The 16,105-nt window shown below is 39.6% G+C and carries 16 protein-coding genes; 11 read left to right on the top strand and 5 right to left on the bottom strand.

Features of this window, described 5'->3' with window-relative positions; all coding sequences use genetic code 11:
• Nucleotides 1-13 precede the first annotated feature (13 nt).
• The gene (locus tag C7B62_RS13925) at nucleotides 14-388 is read right to left on the bottom strand and encodes a DUF423 domain-containing protein (protein WP_106237275.1); all 375 of its coding nucleotides are present in this window, start codon (nucleotides 386-388) and stop codon (nucleotides 14-16) included.
• Between the two features lie 133 nt (nucleotides 389-521).
• On the opposite strand from C7B62_RS13925, the gene C7B62_RS13920 reads away from it, so the two are divergent.
• On the top strand, nucleotides 522-1,427 hold the full coding sequence (locus C7B62_RS13920; protein ID WP_106237271.1) for an amino acid ABC transporter substrate-binding protein: 906 nt from the start codon (nucleotides 522-524) through the stop codon (nucleotides 1,425-1,427).
• A gap of 9 nt (nucleotides 1,428-1,436) precedes the next feature.
• Nucleotides 1,437-2,858, top strand: a complete 1,422-nt coding sequence (locus tag C7B62_RS13915) for a VanZ family protein (protein ID WP_106237267.1) — start codon at nucleotides 1,437-1,439, stop codon at nucleotides 2,856-2,858.
• A 251-nt stretch (nucleotides 2,859-3,109) separates the two neighbouring features.
• On the opposite strand, the gene C7B62_RS13910 is transcribed toward C7B62_RS13915, so the two are convergent.
• Entirely contained in the window at nucleotides 3,110-3,517 is a 408-nt protein-coding gene (locus tag C7B62_RS13910; RefSeq protein WP_106237263.1) for a hypothetical protein, read from the bottom strand.
• 229 nt (nucleotides 3,518-3,746) lie between these two features.
• On the opposite strand from C7B62_RS13910, the gene C7B62_RS13905 reads away from it, so the two are divergent.
• The 6 genes from C7B62_RS13905 to mutL all read left to right on the top strand — a co-directional run bounded on the left by C7B62_RS13905 (nucleotide 3,747) and on the right by mutL (nucleotide 9,800).
• A complete protein-coding gene (locus C7B62_RS13905; protein ID WP_106237259.1) occupies nucleotides 3,747-3,971 on the top strand; it encodes a FeoC-like transcriptional regulator in 225 nt (74 codons plus the stop codon).
• Nucleotides 3,972-4,130: 159 nt separating this feature from the next.
• Nucleotides 4,131-4,907 (top strand): photosystem II S4 domain protein, encoded by a 777-nt coding sequence (locus C7B62_RS13900; protein ID WP_106237332.1) that lies wholly within the window; start codon nucleotides 4,131-4,133, stop codon nucleotides 4,905-4,907.
• A gap of 168 nt (nucleotides 4,908-5,075) precedes the next feature.
• Nucleotides 5,076-5,486, top strand: a complete 411-nt coding sequence (queF, locus tag C7B62_RS13895; RefSeq protein WP_106237256.1) for a preQ(1) synthase — start codon at nucleotides 5,076-5,078, stop codon at nucleotides 5,484-5,486.
• Nucleotides 5,487-5,750: 264 nt separating this feature from the next.
• Complete coding sequence (gene dxr, locus C7B62_RS13890) at nucleotides 5,751-6,938, top strand: 1-deoxy-D-xylulose-5-phosphate reductoisomerase (protein ID WP_106237252.1); 1,188 nt, start codon at nucleotides 5,751-5,753, stop codon at nucleotides 6,936-6,938.
• Between the two features lie 273 nt (nucleotides 6,939-7,211).
• On the top strand, nucleotides 7,212-7,946 hold the full coding sequence (locus tag C7B62_RS13885; protein WP_106237249.1) for a molecular chaperone DnaJ: 735 nt from the start codon (nucleotides 7,212-7,214) through the stop codon (nucleotides 7,944-7,946).
• 102 nt (nucleotides 7,947-8,048) lie between these two features.
• Nucleotides 8,049-9,800 carry a DNA mismatch repair endonuclease MutL gene (mutL, locus tag C7B62_RS13880; RefSeq protein WP_106237246.1) on the top strand — a complete coding sequence of 584 codons (1,752 nt, stop codon included), beginning with the start codon at nucleotides 8,049-8,051 and terminating at the stop codon, nucleotides 9,798-9,800.
• 96 nt (nucleotides 9,801-9,896) lie between these two features.
• Here the strand turns inward: mutL and C7B62_RS13875 are convergent, their stop codons facing one another.
• A complete protein-coding gene (locus tag C7B62_RS13875; RefSeq protein ID WP_106237241.1) occupies nucleotides 9,897-10,562 on the bottom strand; it encodes an HAD family phosphatase in 666 nt (221 codons plus the stop codon).
• A 195-nt stretch (nucleotides 10,563-10,757) separates the two neighbouring features.
• On the opposite strand from C7B62_RS13875, the gene C7B62_RS13870 reads away from it, so the two are divergent.
• The 3 genes from C7B62_RS13870 (at nucleotide 10,758) to C7B62_RS13860 (ending at nucleotide 13,671) form a co-directional block, all read left to right on the top strand.
• Complete coding sequence (locus C7B62_RS13870; protein WP_106237235.1) at nucleotides 10,758-11,105, top strand: hypothetical protein; 348 nt, start codon at nucleotides 10,758-10,760, stop codon at nucleotides 11,103-11,105.
• 120 nt (nucleotides 11,106-11,225) lie between these two features.
• Nucleotides 11,226-12,506 (top strand): precorrin-6y C5,15-methyltransferase (decarboxylating) subunit CbiE, encoded by a 1,281-nt coding sequence (gene cbiE / locus C7B62_RS13865; protein ID WP_106237231.1) that lies wholly within the window; start codon nucleotides 11,226-11,228, stop codon nucleotides 12,504-12,506.
• Nucleotides 12,507-12,789: 283 nt separating this feature from the next.
• Nucleotides 12,790-13,671, top strand: a complete 882-nt coding sequence (locus C7B62_RS13860) for a hypothetical protein (protein WP_106237228.1) — start codon at nucleotides 12,790-12,792, stop codon at nucleotides 13,669-13,671.
• A gap of 70 nt (nucleotides 13,672-13,741) precedes the next feature.
• Here C7B62_RS13860 and C7B62_RS13855 read toward each other — a convergent pair whose 3' ends face one another.
• Together C7B62_RS13855 and C7B62_RS13850 are read right to left on the bottom strand one after the other, a co-directional pair.
• Nucleotides 13,742-14,809, bottom strand: coding sequence for a HAMP domain-containing sensor histidine kinase (locus tag C7B62_RS13855; RefSeq protein WP_106237225.1), 1,068 nt, complete (start codon nucleotides 14,807-14,809; stop codon nucleotides 13,742-13,744).
• A gap of 56 nt (nucleotides 14,810-14,865) precedes the next feature.
• A partial coding sequence (locus C7B62_RS13850) for an ATP-binding protein (protein WP_106237221.1) occupies nucleotides 14,866-16,105 on the bottom strand: 1,240 nt, incomplete at its 5' end.

The raw sequence follows: 16,105 nt of genomic DNA, 5'->3' as shown, positions 1-16,105 counted from the left end.
TTTAATCATCTTTTCATTCAATTCTCCAGGTAGCGAGTGCCAGACAAAGCCAACCAATAATTAATCCCACTCCCCCAATTGGGGTAATTGCCCCCAGCCACTTAATTCCTGTCAAAGTCAAAGCATAAAGACTCCCAGAAAAGATTAAGATCCCAGCGATGAAAGCATATCCTGCCACTGTCAACAAAGTAGAATTAGGATAACGAGATATCAATAAGGCTACTAGCATCAACGCCAGAGCATGATACATCTGATATTTAGTACCTGTTTCCCAAATAGCTAAAGAATTAGCGCTGAGGCGATCTTTTAAAGCATGACTAGCAAAAGCACCAAACACGACTGATATGCCGCCTAATATTGAGGCGATCGCCAAAAAGATTCGAGTCAAAATTTTCGTTCCTCCAGTTATTCACAAATCATAATATTTTGAGGGGCAATTCTAAAATAACAGTAATAAAACTAGGCATTTTGGCATTTTTGGTCTAACACTGTAACCAATCTCATCAAAAAAGGCACTATCTATGTTGCGGTACTTGTGGACAAAATCAGCGGCGATTTGTTTTCTCAGCTTAGGTTTACTAACTTGGGCTAGTCCTCATACTGTAGCCGAGACAGTAGTGGAAAAAATAACTCGTACAGGAACGTTAACCGCAGGTACGAGTAAAGATGCATTACCTTTTGCCTATCGTAATGAGCAAGGACAACTAGTCGGCTATTCCGTCGATATTTTAGAACTAGTTACTCGTCAGTTAGAACAGGAATATGATCGAGATATCGACCTAGAATTGGTAGCTCTAGAACCTAAAGAACGCATTCCTCAACTGATGTCAGGGGAAGTAGATATAGTGTGTGATGCCAGTAGCTTTACTTGGGAACGCGATCGCGCTATTGATTTTTCTTTTAGCTATGGTTCTACAGGAACTAGGCTGTTAACCAAAAGGGGAAATAGGTATTGGGATCCCCAATCTCTGGTCGGTGTACGCATCGGTGCTTTAGCTCAAACCACTAATGAACAGGTCATAAAGAGCGTTCAACCCAAAGCTGAAATTGTTCTGCTTAAGGATCGCGCAGAGGGTTTTACGGCACTGCGAGAGGGGAAAATTGACGCTTTTGCTTCGGATGGGATTTTATTAGAAAGCTGGTTACAAAAAGCCCCCGATCGCCAAAATTGGCAGGTTGTCGGCGACTATTCTCTGGAAGGGATTGCCTGTATGGTGGCAGAAAATAACTCTCAGTTTCTCAATACGGTCAACTACACTTTAGTTGAGTTTCTGCAGGGGTTACTAGACCAAAAGCCTGAATATGTCGCTATCTTTGACCGCTGGTTTGGGCCTCAAGGAGCATTGCCTCTGACTAAAGATCTCAAAGAGATCATGATTGACAATATACATTTGTTAATTGATTTTAAGGAGCGGATTGTCAATTAGTTTTAATCCATGAATATCAAAAAATCGCCACGCTGGGGTAATTTATTATTTATTGCCAGTCTGGCTGCTATTGTCATTGCCACGATATCTCCTTTTAACTTCCAGATTCCTCCAGGATTTTCTGGGCAATTTATCCTCCAGAAGTTTGAATTTGGCGGCAGTGTTAAGGATTATTGGCAGAATATTTTGTTGTTTATTCCTTTGGGCATTAGCTTGGCGATGATCGGCGATCGCCAGGGATTAAGCACTCCTGCAATTGTAGCTATTGCTTGTTTAGCGAGTATCTTAACCACAAGCGCCGTAGAAACAACCCAGCTTTTTTTATCTAGTCGTGTTTCTAACCTATCGGACATTATCTGTAATAGCTTAGGGGGAACTCTAGGGGCAATTTTCTATTTCTGGCGGAAATATCTTGCTCAGTTTTTGCTGGGGCTTATTTACCAGGATACCAATCGCCTGAGTTTAAAATCTTTGCTGATCGCGATCGCCAGCTATTGCGCTTTAGTTACTCTAATGGTTTTGGTTTTATTAGCTAATGTTAATCTGTCAAACTGGGATGACTACTATTACTTAGGTATTGGCAATGAAGTTACAGGCGATCGCCCCTGGAACGGACGAATTAATAATTTATATATCAGCGATCGCGGTTTTAACCCTGCACAAGTCCAACAGGCATTTACAGAAGCTGATACTTTGTTTGCTCAGTCGCCTGACTTAGTAACTTTTCTCAAGTTTACCGACGAGGAAGCCAATTCTTACCAGGATCGTAGTCATCATCTTCCCAACCTTTTATGGCAAAATGTTTCAGCTTCAAATTCTCAAGCACAAAAGCGATCGCTCAAAAAACAACAATCATCTGAAAATAATGGAATATTGGTTAATTCGAGACAATGGTTGAAAACAGCGAAGCCAGCAGCAGCTCTGACTCAGAAATTACAACATACTGGTGAATTTAGTTTGTATTTGGCTGTTTCTAGCAACAACCCCCATCAGTCTGGACCCGCAAGAATCATGTCTTTGTCATATGGAACAATAAATCACAATCTTGTAATCGCTCAAGAAGGAAAAGACTTACAATTTCGTCTGAGAACTCCAATTACAGGTAGCGCTGCTTCTCAACCCAGATTTCGGATTCCGAGAATATTTGCCAACGATGATCTTTGTCGCCTATTAGTGGTTTTTGCAGACAAAAAACTTGATTTTTACGTAAATAATGCTGCAACCAAATATTCCTTTGAATTTACCCCAGCAACTAGCTTTTTTAGCTATATTCCCTGGTCGAGAGTAGATTGGATTGTTAACCTCGAAGGGTTTAAGCCTCTAAAATATCAGTTGCTTTTTTATACAATTATCATCACGCCTCTGATTATACTGGGTGCTTATTTGGTTTTTTATCAACAAAGGTTTAAGGGTGATAGCTATAAATTATAAGATCTGTTTATTACTCTTGTAGTCTGACAATTCTGAATTAAGGAGTTGAGATAAGGTAGTCCTAAAGGACAAAGGCACTTTGCCGCATGTAGCTTCGCAAATAGGTAGTAGGTTAAAATTTTTGACTTTTTGAGGGCGTAATTTGGAGTAAACCTCCAAATGTTGACCGCCCGAATTTTGACTTTTCCTGTCAAGCAGGATATCCGAAGGTGTATACCATTGGCGAAGTACTGAAAACCTATGATTTGAAATCAAGCAATTTCTCTAACTAGAGCTACTTTTCCATAGCGAGGATCTATTTCTAAAGCCTGTATCTCTAAATTGCGATTATTGAAGAGTAGTTTATAAGTATATGTTTCGTTGGGTTGCAAAGATAAACACAAGGCAAAAATCTCTAATCTATATTGCTGCGGAATAAAATTTTCTGCTCCCAGTTTCAGCACGATGTGATTTAAAAAAGCTAGTTCACCAGTGTGGTTAATAATACCTGCGGGGATGTTCAGGCGATCGCACCACCTCAAAGCTAAAAACCACTTAGCATCGCTCAATCTGTTATAGATTTTTTCTGGCTGGGGATGGGGAAAAACTTTATATCCTGAATCAACAGCAACAATTGTTCCCCCTAAAAAACCACAAACCATCCCAAGGCGATCGCTCATTCAGTCTTACTCCTAGAAAACTAAGATAATCTCAGTATAAATACAGTTTAAAGATAATCAGTAAAAGTCAATTGCAATTCTTGTAGTCTTGATTAAGAAATATATCACGATGTAAAAGAAACGATAATTTAAACCTCAAATATTAAAACAAAATTTAGAATTGTAGCGATAATTTCTGACCGCAATCCTCTAGCAATTTTAAGGTAAAGTTTTAATTGGAGTTTTAATTATGAAGTTAAAAGAGTTACAAGATTTTGTCTATAATTTTCGTCGTGTATCATTAGCAGAAATGAAGCTTTATCTACAAATTGATGGAGAAACTCTTAGATTAATGCTAAACGGGTTAATTACTCAGGGGATAGTCCAAAAATCCCCAACTACACCAGAGTGCAAAACTTGTCAAAAGTGTGAAGCTGAGGAAATTGAATTTTATGAATGGGTGGAAAGTACTTAGTATCCTTTGTTCTTTTTCCCTTTCCCCGAACCATTCGATTTTGCAACTGATCGAACTCCCGTAGATTTACAGTGGAAGTTTGCTAAATTGATTATTGGCAGGACAACTAGTTATGCTGCTAGATGGCTCTACAGATTAATTAAGGGAATTGGATTAACGATGAAGCGTGAAGAATTATTGAAGCGTGTAGAAAACAAAGAGGATATTTCCCGCGTAATCGATCAAGCAGAACAAGCAATTAAAAACTGGGAGATAGTCGTTACTGATTTTTTATCTCCCCCTGTACTGGCAGAAGTGCAGTCAATTTTTCAAAATCTCACAGAAATTGAGGCTTTACCTTGGGGCGGCTATCCTCAAGCAGAAAGACAGCGAATTGGCTTATCTCGCCCCGATCTTCCTTTAGATGAGTCGCAAATTGCCTTAGCTGCTTTGGATATTGCGGGTAACTTTTTGTTTGATCCTGCTACCCATAGAGACTTTTTGGGTTCGCTATTAGGTACAGGTATTGTCCGCGATAAGGTAGGAGATATTATTGTTTTGGGTGAAAGAGGCGCGCAGGCAATAGTTGTCCCCGAAATGGTAGATTTCTTAACTTCCTCCTTAACGCAGGTAAGATCGGTGGCGGTTAAAACTCAGCAAATTGACTTGAGCGAGTTAAAAATTCGCCCTCCCCAAAAAAAAGAAATGACTACTGTAGAAGCTTCGATGCGTTTGGATGCGATCGCTTCGGCAGGCTTTGGCATATCTCGTAGTAAAATGGCAGACGCAATTTCTCATAAGGATGTCCGCGTCAACTGGAAAGAAATTACCCAATCTAGCCACAACGTTAAAGCAGGGGATTTAATTGCCGTACGGGGTAAAGGTAGATTAGAAATTGGCGAAGTATCTGTAACGAAAAAACAGCGCTATCGCGTTAATCTAGTGCGCTATAAATAAGGGCGAATAAGATACAGGTAGGGGCGAACAGCGACGCGATTGCGCTCTTCAAGTAGTTAGAAGTTAGACTCAGCTTATCCGAAGGTGTACCCTTTAGGGCGTTCTCCCTTACACAAACTATCAAACTCACACATTAAAAAGTTATTAAAATATTACATTGAACCTAAAATGACTACAACTCCGCAATCACCCACAACTGGCGACGAGCTAAAATACGGTGAAAGAGCGATCGCCGAAGGAGAATTAATTACTTTTCCTAACCCCAGAATTGGTCGTAAATATGATATCAGGATTACTTTGCCCGAATTTACTTGTAAATGCCCTTTTTCGGGCTATCCTGACTTTGCGACTATCTATCTGACCTATTCTCCCGATCAAACTGTAGTCGAGCTTAAAGGCTTGAAACTCTATATTAATAGCTATCGCGATCGCTATATTCCCCATGAAGAAGTTGTCAACCAAATTCTCGATGATTTTGTGGCAGCTTGCGATCCTCTAACGGCATCGGTAAAAGGCGACTTTACCCCTCGAGGAAATGTGCATACGGTTATTGAAGTACATCATACTAAGGAATTATGATCCGTCTCATGTAGCTTCTCCTTGAGGAAAAGATTAAGTTTGGTGATCGCACCAATTATATGCGAAGCGGTTATCCGCAGGTGTCCTAAAGGATTCCTAAAGCGTATATCCGCAGGTGTATCCTTTAGGACAACCGTTCTTCAACTGATACAAAATACCGTCTAAGATTTTGCCTTTCTCATAAACTAGAAAAATTAAAAAAGCTTAACGATGTTTCACTTAAGAATTTATAGTAAGAGCAGATCTGTTTATCTATAAAGCACCATGAAAGCAATTACTATTTTGGGTTCGACTGGCTCTATTGGGACACAAACCCTAGATATTGTTACTCATCATCCCGATCAGTTTCGAGTGGTGGGATTAGCAGCAGGAAGTAATGTTAATCTCTTGGCAGAGCAAATTCGTACTTTTAAACCCGAAATAGTTGCCCTAGGCAATGAAAGCAAACTATCTGAACTACAAGAGGCGTTAGCGAAGCTCTCCGAAGGAATCGCCTCTAGTCCTTATCAGCCCAAAATTTTAGTTGGTCAAGAAGGTATTTGCGAAGTTGCTCGTTATGGTGATGCTCAAAGTGTCGTTACAGGTATTGTCGGCTGCGCTGGCTTGTTACCTACCATTGCGGCGATTGAAGCGGGGAAAGATATTGCCCTGGCTAATAAAGAAACTCTAATTGCTGGTGCGCCTGTGGTGTTGCCTTTAGTTAAAAAACATGGTGTCAAATTACTGCCAGCGGACTCAGAACACTCAGCTATTTTTCAGTGTCTTCAAGGAGTTTGTGATGGTGGTTTACGGCGAATTATTCTCACGGCTTCTGGCGGTTCATTCCGCGATCTTCCCGTAGAACAACTTAGCTCCGTGACGGTTAAAGATGCCCTTAAGCATCCTAATTGGTCGATGGGACAAAAAATAACCATTGATTCAGCTACCTTGATGAATAAGGGTCTAGAGGTAATTGAGGCTCATTATCTGTTTAATCTGGACTATGACCAAATAGATATTGTGATTCACCCTCAAAGTATTATTCACTCCTTAATTGAAGTGCAGGATACATCAGTCTTAGCGCAGTTAGGCTGGGCTGATATGCGTTTACCTTTACTCTATGCCTTGTCTTGGCCAGAACGCATTTATACAGATTGGCAGCAGTTAGATCTAGTTAAGGCGGGAGATCTTACTTTCCGTGAACCCGACCATCAGAAATATCCCTGTATGCAGCTTGCCTACGCAGCGGGTAAAGCAGGAGGATTAATGCCTGCGGTGTTAAATGCTGCTAATGAACAGGTAGTGGCACTGTTTTTAAGCGAAAAGATTGGCTTTTTGGATATTCCGCGTTTAATTGAAACTGTTTGCGATCGCTTTAGTAGTCAAAATACTGCTGAACCAAGCCTCGATGATATTATCAACGCAGATCAATGGGCAAGACAGGCAGTTTTTGCTGCCCTCAGAAAAAATTAAGTTTATCAGTTCAGTTCAGTGCAGTTAAATTAGTCCGTCCTTATATTGTCTTGATGAGGATAGCTGATTTTGTATTCCTTAACACATGAAAACAAATAAATAGTAAAGGTATCTTAGGAAATTATTTTATTTCTATCAAGCTATTCAATACTCGCTCATATTCAAATTATAATTTGATGAAAATAACTGGTAAATTCCCGCAGTTTTAGTTTTTGATTGCTGGCTGATTTCAGCTACTACAAGATTACAAGTATATTTACTATTTATTAGAGTATGGATATTAACGAAAGTATAGCTCAAATAAGATCACAATTAGAACAAATTGAGCGGAATGAGGCAGAGAATCAACGGGAACAGGCGGAAGTAACTGAACTCATTTTGAAGTTAGAAACTAAGCTGAAGCAGTTCCAAAGGCGACGGGACGAATTAGATGAACAGGCGTTAAGACTTTATACTCAAGCAGAAGAATTAAAACCGAAGCTAAGTAAGCTAGAGCGGATTGCTAATTTGTCTAAGGATTTTTTAGAGCTACATTATGAATTTCAGGATAGCCAAGATTTATTAAGCACCTTATATTCCTCCATTCCTACCAAGTCAGTTGAGGATACTGATCGAGCGCTGCTCAATTCGCCACTGTTTACGCAAAAAGGGAATGAACCAACACCGCGAAAAAATTCTGCTCACGATTACTCTCAATATTCGATTAGCATTGATGAGATTAAACAGGCTTTACCAAATGCGGAAAAAGTTTATCAAAAGCTGGTAGCTAACTATTTAGAAGAATATAAAACCTATCAAAACTATATTGTCGATGGTTTGGACGTAATTTGGTACGCTGTCGCGTTTATTGCTTTTGGACGCTCATCCTACCGTAAAATGGGCTTTAAATATCATCCTGATTTAGATGGTTCAGAACGAGCAATGCAGCTAATCAATACTGCTTGGTCTATTTCTCAAAGATATTTGGGCAATTCACACGATCATAATAACACCATGAACAGTCTTTAAGTAAAGGATGAAACTGATGTCTGAAAACGCTACTATTAAAGACTCAAAGGTATCAGTTAAATTCGACCAATTGAGAGCAATTGCATCTCAAATAAAGAGTGTATGGCATCAGAAATACAGACTCTACCAGACAATGTAATAGATTTAATTGCTGCGGGAGAAGTAATTGATTCGATCGCTGCCGTAATTAGAGAGTTGGTGGAAAATTCTCTTGATGCGCAGGCGACGAGAATCACTGTAACTTTTAATCCTCAACTGTGGCAGGTTCAGGTAATTGACAACGGGAAGGGAATGCTGCTGTCAGATCTTCGTGTTTGCGCTCAACCCCATAGCACCAGTAAAATTCGGACTCAAAAAGATCTCTGGCAAATCACCAGTTTGGGTTTTCGTGGTGAAGCTCTCCATAGCATTGCTCAAGTAGCAGATCTGACGATTTGTAGTCGCGCTAGCCAATCAGATTTAGGTTGGCAAGTTGTTTATGATCAAGCTCAACCACAGCAAGAATCAATTATGGCGATCGCCACAGGCACGATTGTCACCGTCTCAAATTTGTTTGCCAAAATTCCCGTCCGTCGTCGTGCTTTGCCTCCTATTCCCCAGCAGCTCAAGGCAATTCAGAAACTAATCCAGAAAATTGCTCTGTGCCATCCCCAAGTAACCTGGCAGATTAAGCAGCAAGATAGTCTGTGGTTTCAGATTAGTTCTGGCACTACCGCTCAAGATATTTTGCCTCAATTTTTAAATAGAGTGAATCACAGTGATTTGCACCAGCTTAAAGTTGAAGTGGCAACTCCTAATTTAGCCAAGCAGCTTGTCCCTAGTTTAGTCCAGACTAGTCAGATAGCTAGCGATCGCCTCCATTTATCCACTAGTGATAAGTCCCAACTTGAATTAGTCATGGGTTTACCAGATCGCTGTCACCGCCATCGTCCAGATTGGGTTAAGGTAGCGGTTAATCATCGCTTTGTGCGATCGCCCGAATTAGAACAGACAATTCTTCAGAGTATGGCAAAAACTCTTCCTCGCGGTCGCTTTCCCGTCTGCCTGTTAAATTTGCAAACCTGTCCTAGTCAAGTAGATTGGAATCGCCATCCTGCCAAATCCGAAATATATCTGCATTCTCTTACCTACTGGCAAAATGAAGTAAGTCAGCTAATCGATCGAGCCTTAAAACTCAATAACAACAATGTCACTGCTGCTGTAGGCGATCGCCGAATTGGCAAAATTCTCAGGGTGGCAGAAGCCTCATCCAAGAAATATTATATCGACCGCGAGTTAGCCAAGAAAGATACAACTGCAACTCCCATCAACTCCCTCAAGTTAACCGCAGTTGCTCAAGTAAATAAAACCTATATCGTTGCCGAACACTCATCGGGAGTCTGGCTGATCGAGCAGCATATTGCTCATGAACGAGTATTATATGAGCAGCTCCAGGACTGTTGGGAATTAGTGCCTTTAAAACCCTCGATTACCTTAGAATATCTCAACCCACAACAGCTAGAGCAGTTAGAAAAATTGAATATAGATGTCGAACTGTTTGGAGACAACATTTGGGCAGTTCGGAATGTGCCTAAAATCTTAGCAGAACGAGCAGATTGTGCTGATGCCCTATTGGAATTAAGCTGGGGTGGAGATTTGCGCTCGGCACAGGTAGCCACCGCCTGTCGGAGCGCGATTCGTAACGGTATGACGTTGAGTTTAGAAGAAATGCAGCACCTACTCGATCTTTGGCAAGCAACCCGCAATCCTCGCACCTGCCCCCACGGTAGACCAATCTACCTTTCTTTAGAAGAATCTAGCCTTTCTCGCTTTTTCCGTCGTCACTGGGTGATTGGTAAGAGTCATGGTATCTAAGTAGGTCTAATGTGGATTAGCTGCGTTCAAACTAGCTAATTTCGAGAAATGGTCTAAGCTTTCAGTACGTAAATTTAACTCACTTTATACAAAAGTTTAGCCAATTGCTTTGGTCTTACTGTCCAATAATTCCCAGAGCTGCTCGTCATTAAAGTCTTGAATTATCATGCTTGCTCCCGCACTCAGTAACTCTTCGGCTGGATGACTGGAAGTAATACCAATAGTATAAATACCCGCATCAATGGCTGAACGAATACCTGCTGCGGAATCTTCAAAAGCAATTGCTCTTTTGTTTTTTACCTTCAAACGGCTTAGAGCCAACTCATAAGGTGCAGGAGAGGGTTTTCCTGGAAGTGCATCCTTCGCCATAATTACGGTGGGGAAAGTGTCTGTTAAACGCAATACCTTGAGCATATAGACTACATTGTCTTCTGGTGCATTAGTGACCACGGCTCTTTTGATCGCAGCCTGATCGCATAGCGCAATTAAGCGATCTAAACCAGGAGTGGGTAAGAGAGAATTTGCTAAACGACGATAGGTTTCTTCTTTTTCTGTTGCTAATTTCCAAGCATCTTCTAAAGTCAACTGAGGAATAATATCCTTAATAATTTTAGAATTGGTTCTGCCAGAAATACGTTGCCGATAAAAAGAGCGATCGATGTCAAGATCGTATCTAACCAAGATATCTTGCCAGACAGCAAAGTGAATCGAGTCTGTATCAGCTAAAGTACCGTCTAAATCAAACAATATCGCTTCTAACATTTTTTCACCATGATTTGATCCGTAACTAGTCTTAACATCTAATACGTAATCTTTCTAGCTCTTGAATACATATATTCTAGTCAGACATTATTTTAAGCGAAGCAGAGAAATTACTACTATTTTTGTAGAGATATTGTTTGTTATCTTAAACTTATGTATATAGATGCACTCACTTTAAGCAAGAGTTGAACGGTCATGAGTTTTTCAGAACGTGATTTACAAAATAAGTTAGATGAAATGTCAGCAGATCTCGATCGAGAAGTTGATGTTCATAGTGATACTAAAGATATTGAAGCTAAATTTGCTCAAGTAGAAATTAATCCTTCTCCCGAAGTACAAAACTGGATCGATAGTGGTAAAAATATATTTAATAGTTTACCTAAGTTTGGCAAGGTTGCTGTAGCTGTAGGTGGTGTTTGGATCGGTTTTTCAATTGTTGGTGCGGTACTCCATGTTGTTAGCAGTATTTTAAGTCTGGCAGTAATTGGCTTGGTACTATACGTTGGTTATCGTTTATTTAACAGCAATTCTGAGTCTAATTAGCTACTTCTGAAATACAAATTAAATAATTAAATTAAGTTTGGGAGTGAGGCAGGAGGCAGAAGGCAGAAGGTAGAAAGATTAAAAATCAATCACTTCTCTTTTCAATCTTGATTTTAAGTATTGGTTATTGCTGTAGTTGGGATTGGTTTAGATGGTCAGCAGGGATTAAGCCAAACTGTACAAGAGCTTATTGAAAAGGCTACAGTTTTGGCGGGTAGCAAACGTCATCTTAGTTATTTTGCCGATTGCCCCGCCAAAAAGTTAAATTTAGCTAATCTTCAGACTGGAATTGAAGCGATCGCTCAATTAAAATTAGACAATCATTCAGTGGTTATTTTAACTAGTGGAGATCCGCTTTTTTTTGGTTTGGGCAGATTATTACTGGAAAAATTTAAGCCAGAAGAAATTGAATTTTATCCTCATTTAAGTTCAATACAATTAGCTTTTAATCGTCTGAAAATGCCTTGGCAAGATGCTAATTTGGTCAGCGTTCATGGACGTTCTACCGAGCAGTTAATCAAGCTATTTAAACAAGGTAAAGATAAGATTGCTGTTCTCACTGATAGTGATAATAATCCTGGGGCGATCGCTCGTCTGTTTCTTGCTCTAGAGTTACCCGTTAACTACAGCTTCTATATCTGCGAGGATTTAGGAGATACAGCTGAAAAGATCAGTCATTTTCTACCTAAAGAAATAACTAAATTAAGTAATTTAGATGAGCATAATTTTTCAGCTTTAAACGTCTTAATTCTAGTGCGAGAAGCACAAAAAAATGATTTAAATATAGATAATTTACCTTTAATTGGCTTACCTGATAGTAGTTTCTTAAGCTTTGGCGATCGCCCTAGTTTAATTACTAAAAAAGAAGTGCGTGTTGCTATCTTGGGAGAATTAGCCCTCAAGCCACAACAAATAGTCTGGGATATTGGCGCAGGGACAGGTTCAGTATCGATTGAAATAGCTCGCTTATGTCCGACATCTCAGATATTTGCTATTGAAAAAACTAGTATGGGTTCAACTTTAATTACGAAAAATAGCCAAAGATTTCAGGTAGATAATCTTAAAAGTATTAGTGGCAAAGCGCCAGAAGTATTAAGCAATTTACCCGATTGCGATCGCATTTTCATTGGCGGTAGCGGAGGAAATTTAGCTGATATTTTGCATGTCTGTAGTCAGAAACTAAGGGACAAGGGACTGATCGTCATGGCATTCGCGACGATTGAATATCAACTACAGGCGATTAATTGGTTGAGTAATCATCATTGGCAATATCGACTCCTACAATTACAGATATCCCGCTCTACTCCCATCAACCATTTAACTCGCTTAACTCCTCTTAATCCTGTGACGATTATTACTGCTAGTAAAGTGTTTCGCCCTAGTACCGCTTCGCTTAAGTAGTAAGTAGTAAGTAGTAAGTAGTAAGTAGCAAGTTAAATATAATCAGGGTTTCAGGCTGACAAAATGGTGTCTTTATTTAAGCCTTCATCTACTAGCTATTAGCTCTAAGTTTTTGTAAGTCAAGCTAAGATCCGAAAACCTTAAATAAAAATTATACATAGATTCACCAACTCCAGATTTAGTATTACTCAATTGCCGATCAAACATTTAGTAATTGCCGAAGATCCTGTTTTGTCAGGAAAGTTTTACAATCAAAAGTAGACAATTAAAGCCAGAACTTATAATGCTACGCAAAATCTTAATTCTATTCATGTCATTATCGTTATGTTTGACGACCGTTAGTTGTGGAGGTTCTACCAATACATCTACGTCAACGTCAACGCAAACTCAACCATCTTTTGATAATAATGCTGATATTGCTGCTAGACCCATCTCCATTAGTGATGGCAAATATCCCGTCCAGCAAGCCACCTATGATGATGCAAGTGGTGAATATAGCCTAATGCTGTTAAACACTCCTGCTGGTACTCCGCCAATGTTACAAACAGCGCAGCTACAGATGGCGCGCATCAGCGAAGAGGAAGCAGCAAAAGGGACAAAAACTTATCTTCAGGTCGAGAATCAACAACCTGTAATGTATTTGACCGAAGACTTTAAGATTGAATATGTTCACAACGTTACGGAAACTAGAAATGATCCTCAAACTGGTCAACCCGAAACAGTCGTGATTAGAAGAGAATCGAACTTCTGGACTCCTTTTGCGGGGGCTTTAGCTGGTCAGGCGATCGCCAGTGTACTATTTAGACCTCACTACTATGTTCCACCAATGTATACCCCTGGAGGTGTGCTAACTGGATATGGTGGTTATGGCAGCAGCTATTCTCAAGCGGTTAACCGTTACCAAGAGCGTTATAAAGCACCTCCCGCAGCCGTCAGAAACAGTCGCACTCTAAGAACTACTGGTTCGCTACGCAATGCTGCTAGTAATAAAGCTCGTAGAACTCTAAAAAATAATAGTCGCGCTACAGGTTCTGGCGTTGGTTCTAGTACTTTGCGTACTTCAGGAAAAAGCACCCCCAAACAGCTTAAGCGACCTAGTAGTTTTGGCAGTAGTGGAGTTAGAAGACCTAGCCGTAGTTTTGGTAGCAGCCGACGTAGAAGATAAGTGTTAACTATAAGCTGTAAGCTCTAAGTAATTTATAGCTAAAAAGCGATATTCAAAAACTCAAGTGGATTTAAGCTTGAGGTAGGCTAAAAGTAAAGGTAGTTCCTTGACCTAACTGAGACTGAACTTTTAACTCTCCTTGATGAGCATTGATAATTTGCTGGCAAAGATATAATCCTAAGCCTTTGCCAGCCCTGCGATGGTTTCCCTGATGATATCTTTGGAAAACTGCCTTTTGATCTTCTGGTGAGATGCCAATTCCCGAATCTGCTACTTGAACCAATATCTTAGATTCATGTTCCGACACCGAGACTTGAACTTTTCCTGTATCGGTGAACTTAATGGCATTGCCGATTAAATTAGTAATTACTCGACGTAACTCTAGGCGATCGCCTTTGACCTCAGCAACGTTGGTAACTGCATCATATAATAGCTCTAGCCCCTTTTCTCTAGCTAAAGGTTCAAGTTCGCTAACCACTTCCGAAATCAGTTGTTGTAGATCAACTGAAATCCAATTTAAAGTCTTTTGCCCTAATTCATAGTGATGTGTCTCTAGGAGTGTGTTGAGCATTTCCAGCATATTATCATTGCTGCTGATAATATTAGCGATCGCTTCTTGTTGTTCACAGGTAATATTGCCAAAAACTTTTTGCTCAATCAAATCGAGCATTCTATTTGCTGCCACTAAAGGGGTTCGCAAATCGTGAGTCAAACAAGAAACAAAATTTTCTCGTTGGTCGATGGTTTCCTTAAGACGCAACATCGAGCGCACTCTTGCCTGTAATTCATCAATTTGGAAGGGTTTGCGCACAAATTCATCTGCACCTGCGTCTAAACCCTGTACTAAGCTAGATTCTTCTCTTGCTGTTAGTAGTAATATAGGAATAAAAGGAATATTTTTATCTTGGCGGATGCGCCGAGTAACCTCATAGCCATCCATCCCAGGCATCATGACATCAAGTAAGATTAGGCTGGGAGGAAATTGTTTAATTTGTTTGAGGGCAGTTTCTCCATTGTGAGCTAAGACAACACGATAACCTTCTTGTTCGAGAGCTAGCTGCACCAAAAGGAGGTTATCAGGGATATCATCGACAGCCAGAATATAGCTACCTTTAGAGAAGGTTTGCGTAACAGACATTAAGTTTGTTTTTTAAAAGCATAAATATTATTTAAGCTTAGTTTATAAAAGTTTGATCAAGTATCATACTTGCGAGGGATTTCTACGGTAAAAGTTGAACCTTCACCTAAAATGCTATTTAGCAAAATTTTACCTCCCATCATTTTTGTTAAGGAGTCGGTAATTGCTAGACCCAACCCTGTACCTCCATGTTGACGAGTAAAGCTTTGGTCTGCCTGTCGAAAAGCTTCAAAGATTTTGTCTCGATTTTCTGGAGCAATTCCTGCACCTGTATCGATGACGGCGATCGCAATTTTAGTTTCGTCTATTTCTTTTACTTGTACCGTAACTTGTCCTGATTCAGTAAACTTGATGGCATTAGAAAGCAAATTAATAATAATGCGTTTAACAAAGTTAGCATCTTGAACTATAAAATTATCTTTTAATTGAATATCCGCCACTAAAGCAAGCTCTTTTTCAATAGCTAAAGAGCGTAATTCTTCTACTGTTAGTTTGGTCAAATATGCTAAATCAAATTGTTGAGGATTAATCTCTAATTTACCTGCCTCAATTTTAGAAAAATCTAGCATTTCATTAATCATATTTAGTAAATTATTACTATTATGAAAAATTCGCTCCACTAAATTTTGCTGTTGTGATGATAAAGGATCACTTTGTTGGCGCAGCAGTAGCTGGGAAAAACCCATGATCGCGTTCATTGGCGTGCGTAATTCATGAGACATAGTGGAGAGAAAGTCAGATTTGAGATTATAAGATTCTTGCAGCTTAATATTTTGTAGTTTTATTTTTTGCTGCTGTTTTTCCAACTCCAGGTTTTTGGAAAACAATAGCTGATTACTCTCTCGAAGACGCTGATTAGCAAATTTAACTGCCTGTTCTGCCTTGCTGACTCGAATCGCATTGTTAATTGCTCTGCTTAAAGTATCAGGTTCAATTTTTCCTTTTAAAAGATAATCTGCTGCTCCAGATTTCATCATTTCAACTGCAATTTGTTCATCTCCTTGTCCTGTTAAAATGATCACTGGAAGCTGAAGATCTCTTTTTTTTAACTCTGCCAACAAATTTAAACCATCTATATCTGGCAGCAAATAATCTAAAAGAATTAAGTCAAAACTATCAAGGTGATTATTCATTGCACGACTGTCTTCAGTTGCTGAAACGTTAACTGAATCATTAGCAATATGGAGATTAATTTGATGTTGATGATTTTCTTGACTTAGTTTAGCGATCGCTTCTTGACCATTTACCGCTTCAGTTATTAAAGCTGAAAAATTAGCTTTTTTTAAAGCTCTTTTT

This window comes from Pleurocapsa sp. CCALA 161 (assembly GCF_003003995.1).
Taxonomy (GTDB): Bacteria; Cyanobacteriota; Cyanobacteriia; order Cyanobacteriales; family Xenococcaceae; genus Waterburya.
Note: the sequence above shows the minus strand (reverse complement) of the source record. Positions and strands in the feature narration are given on the sequence as shown.

What these genes read in the sequence shown, in the direction of transcription:
- C7B62_RS13920 (WP_106237271.1), top strand. Translation starts at nt 522, where the DNA reads ATGTTGCGGTACTTGTGGACAAAATCAGCGGCGATTTGTTTTCTCAGC.
- C7B62_RS13915 (WP_106237267.1), top strand. Translation starts at nt 1,437, where the DNA reads ATGAATATCAAAAAATCGCCACGCTGGGGTAATTTATTATTTATTGCC.
- C7B62_RS13910 (WP_106237263.1), bottom strand. Translation starts at nt 3,517, where the DNA reads ATGAGCGATCGCCTTGGGATGGTTTGTGGTTTTTTAGGGGGAACAATT.
- C7B62_RS13905 (WP_106237259.1), top strand. Translation starts at nt 3,747, where the DNA reads ATGAAGTTAAAAGAGTTACAAGATTTTGTCTATAATTTTCGTCGTGTA.
- C7B62_RS13900 (WP_106237332.1), top strand. Translation starts at nt 4,131, where the DNA reads ATGAAGCGTGAAGAATTATTGAAGCGTGTAGAAAACAAAGAGGATATT.
- queF (WP_106237256.1), top strand. Translation starts at nt 5,076, where the DNA reads ATGACTACAACTCCGCAATCACCCACAACTGGCGACGAGCTAAAATAC.
- dxr (WP_106237252.1), top strand. Translation starts at nt 5,751, where the DNA reads ATGAAAGCAATTACTATTTTGGGTTCGACTGGCTCTATTGGGACACAA.
- C7B62_RS13885 (WP_106237249.1), top strand. Translation starts at nt 7,212, where the DNA reads ATGGATATTAACGAAAGTATAGCTCAAATAAGATCACAATTAGAACAA.
- mutL (WP_106237246.1), top strand. Translation starts at nt 8,049, where the DNA reads ATGGCATCAGAAATACAGACTCTACCAGACAATGTAATAGATTTAATT.
- C7B62_RS13875 (WP_106237241.1), bottom strand. Translation starts at nt 10,562, where the DNA reads ATGTTAGAAGCGATATTGTTTGATTTAGACGGTACTTTAGCTGATACA.
- C7B62_RS13870 (WP_106237235.1), top strand. Translation starts at nt 10,758, where the DNA reads ATGAGTTTTTCAGAACGTGATTTACAAAATAAGTTAGATGAAATGTCA.
- C7B62_RS13860 (WP_106237228.1), top strand. Translation starts at nt 12,790, where the DNA reads ATGCTACGCAAAATCTTAATTCTATTCATGTCATTATCGTTATGTTTG.
- C7B62_RS13855 (WP_106237225.1), bottom strand. Translation starts at nt 14,809, where the DNA reads ATGTCTGTTACGCAAACCTTCTCTAAAGGTAGCTATATTCTGGCTGTC.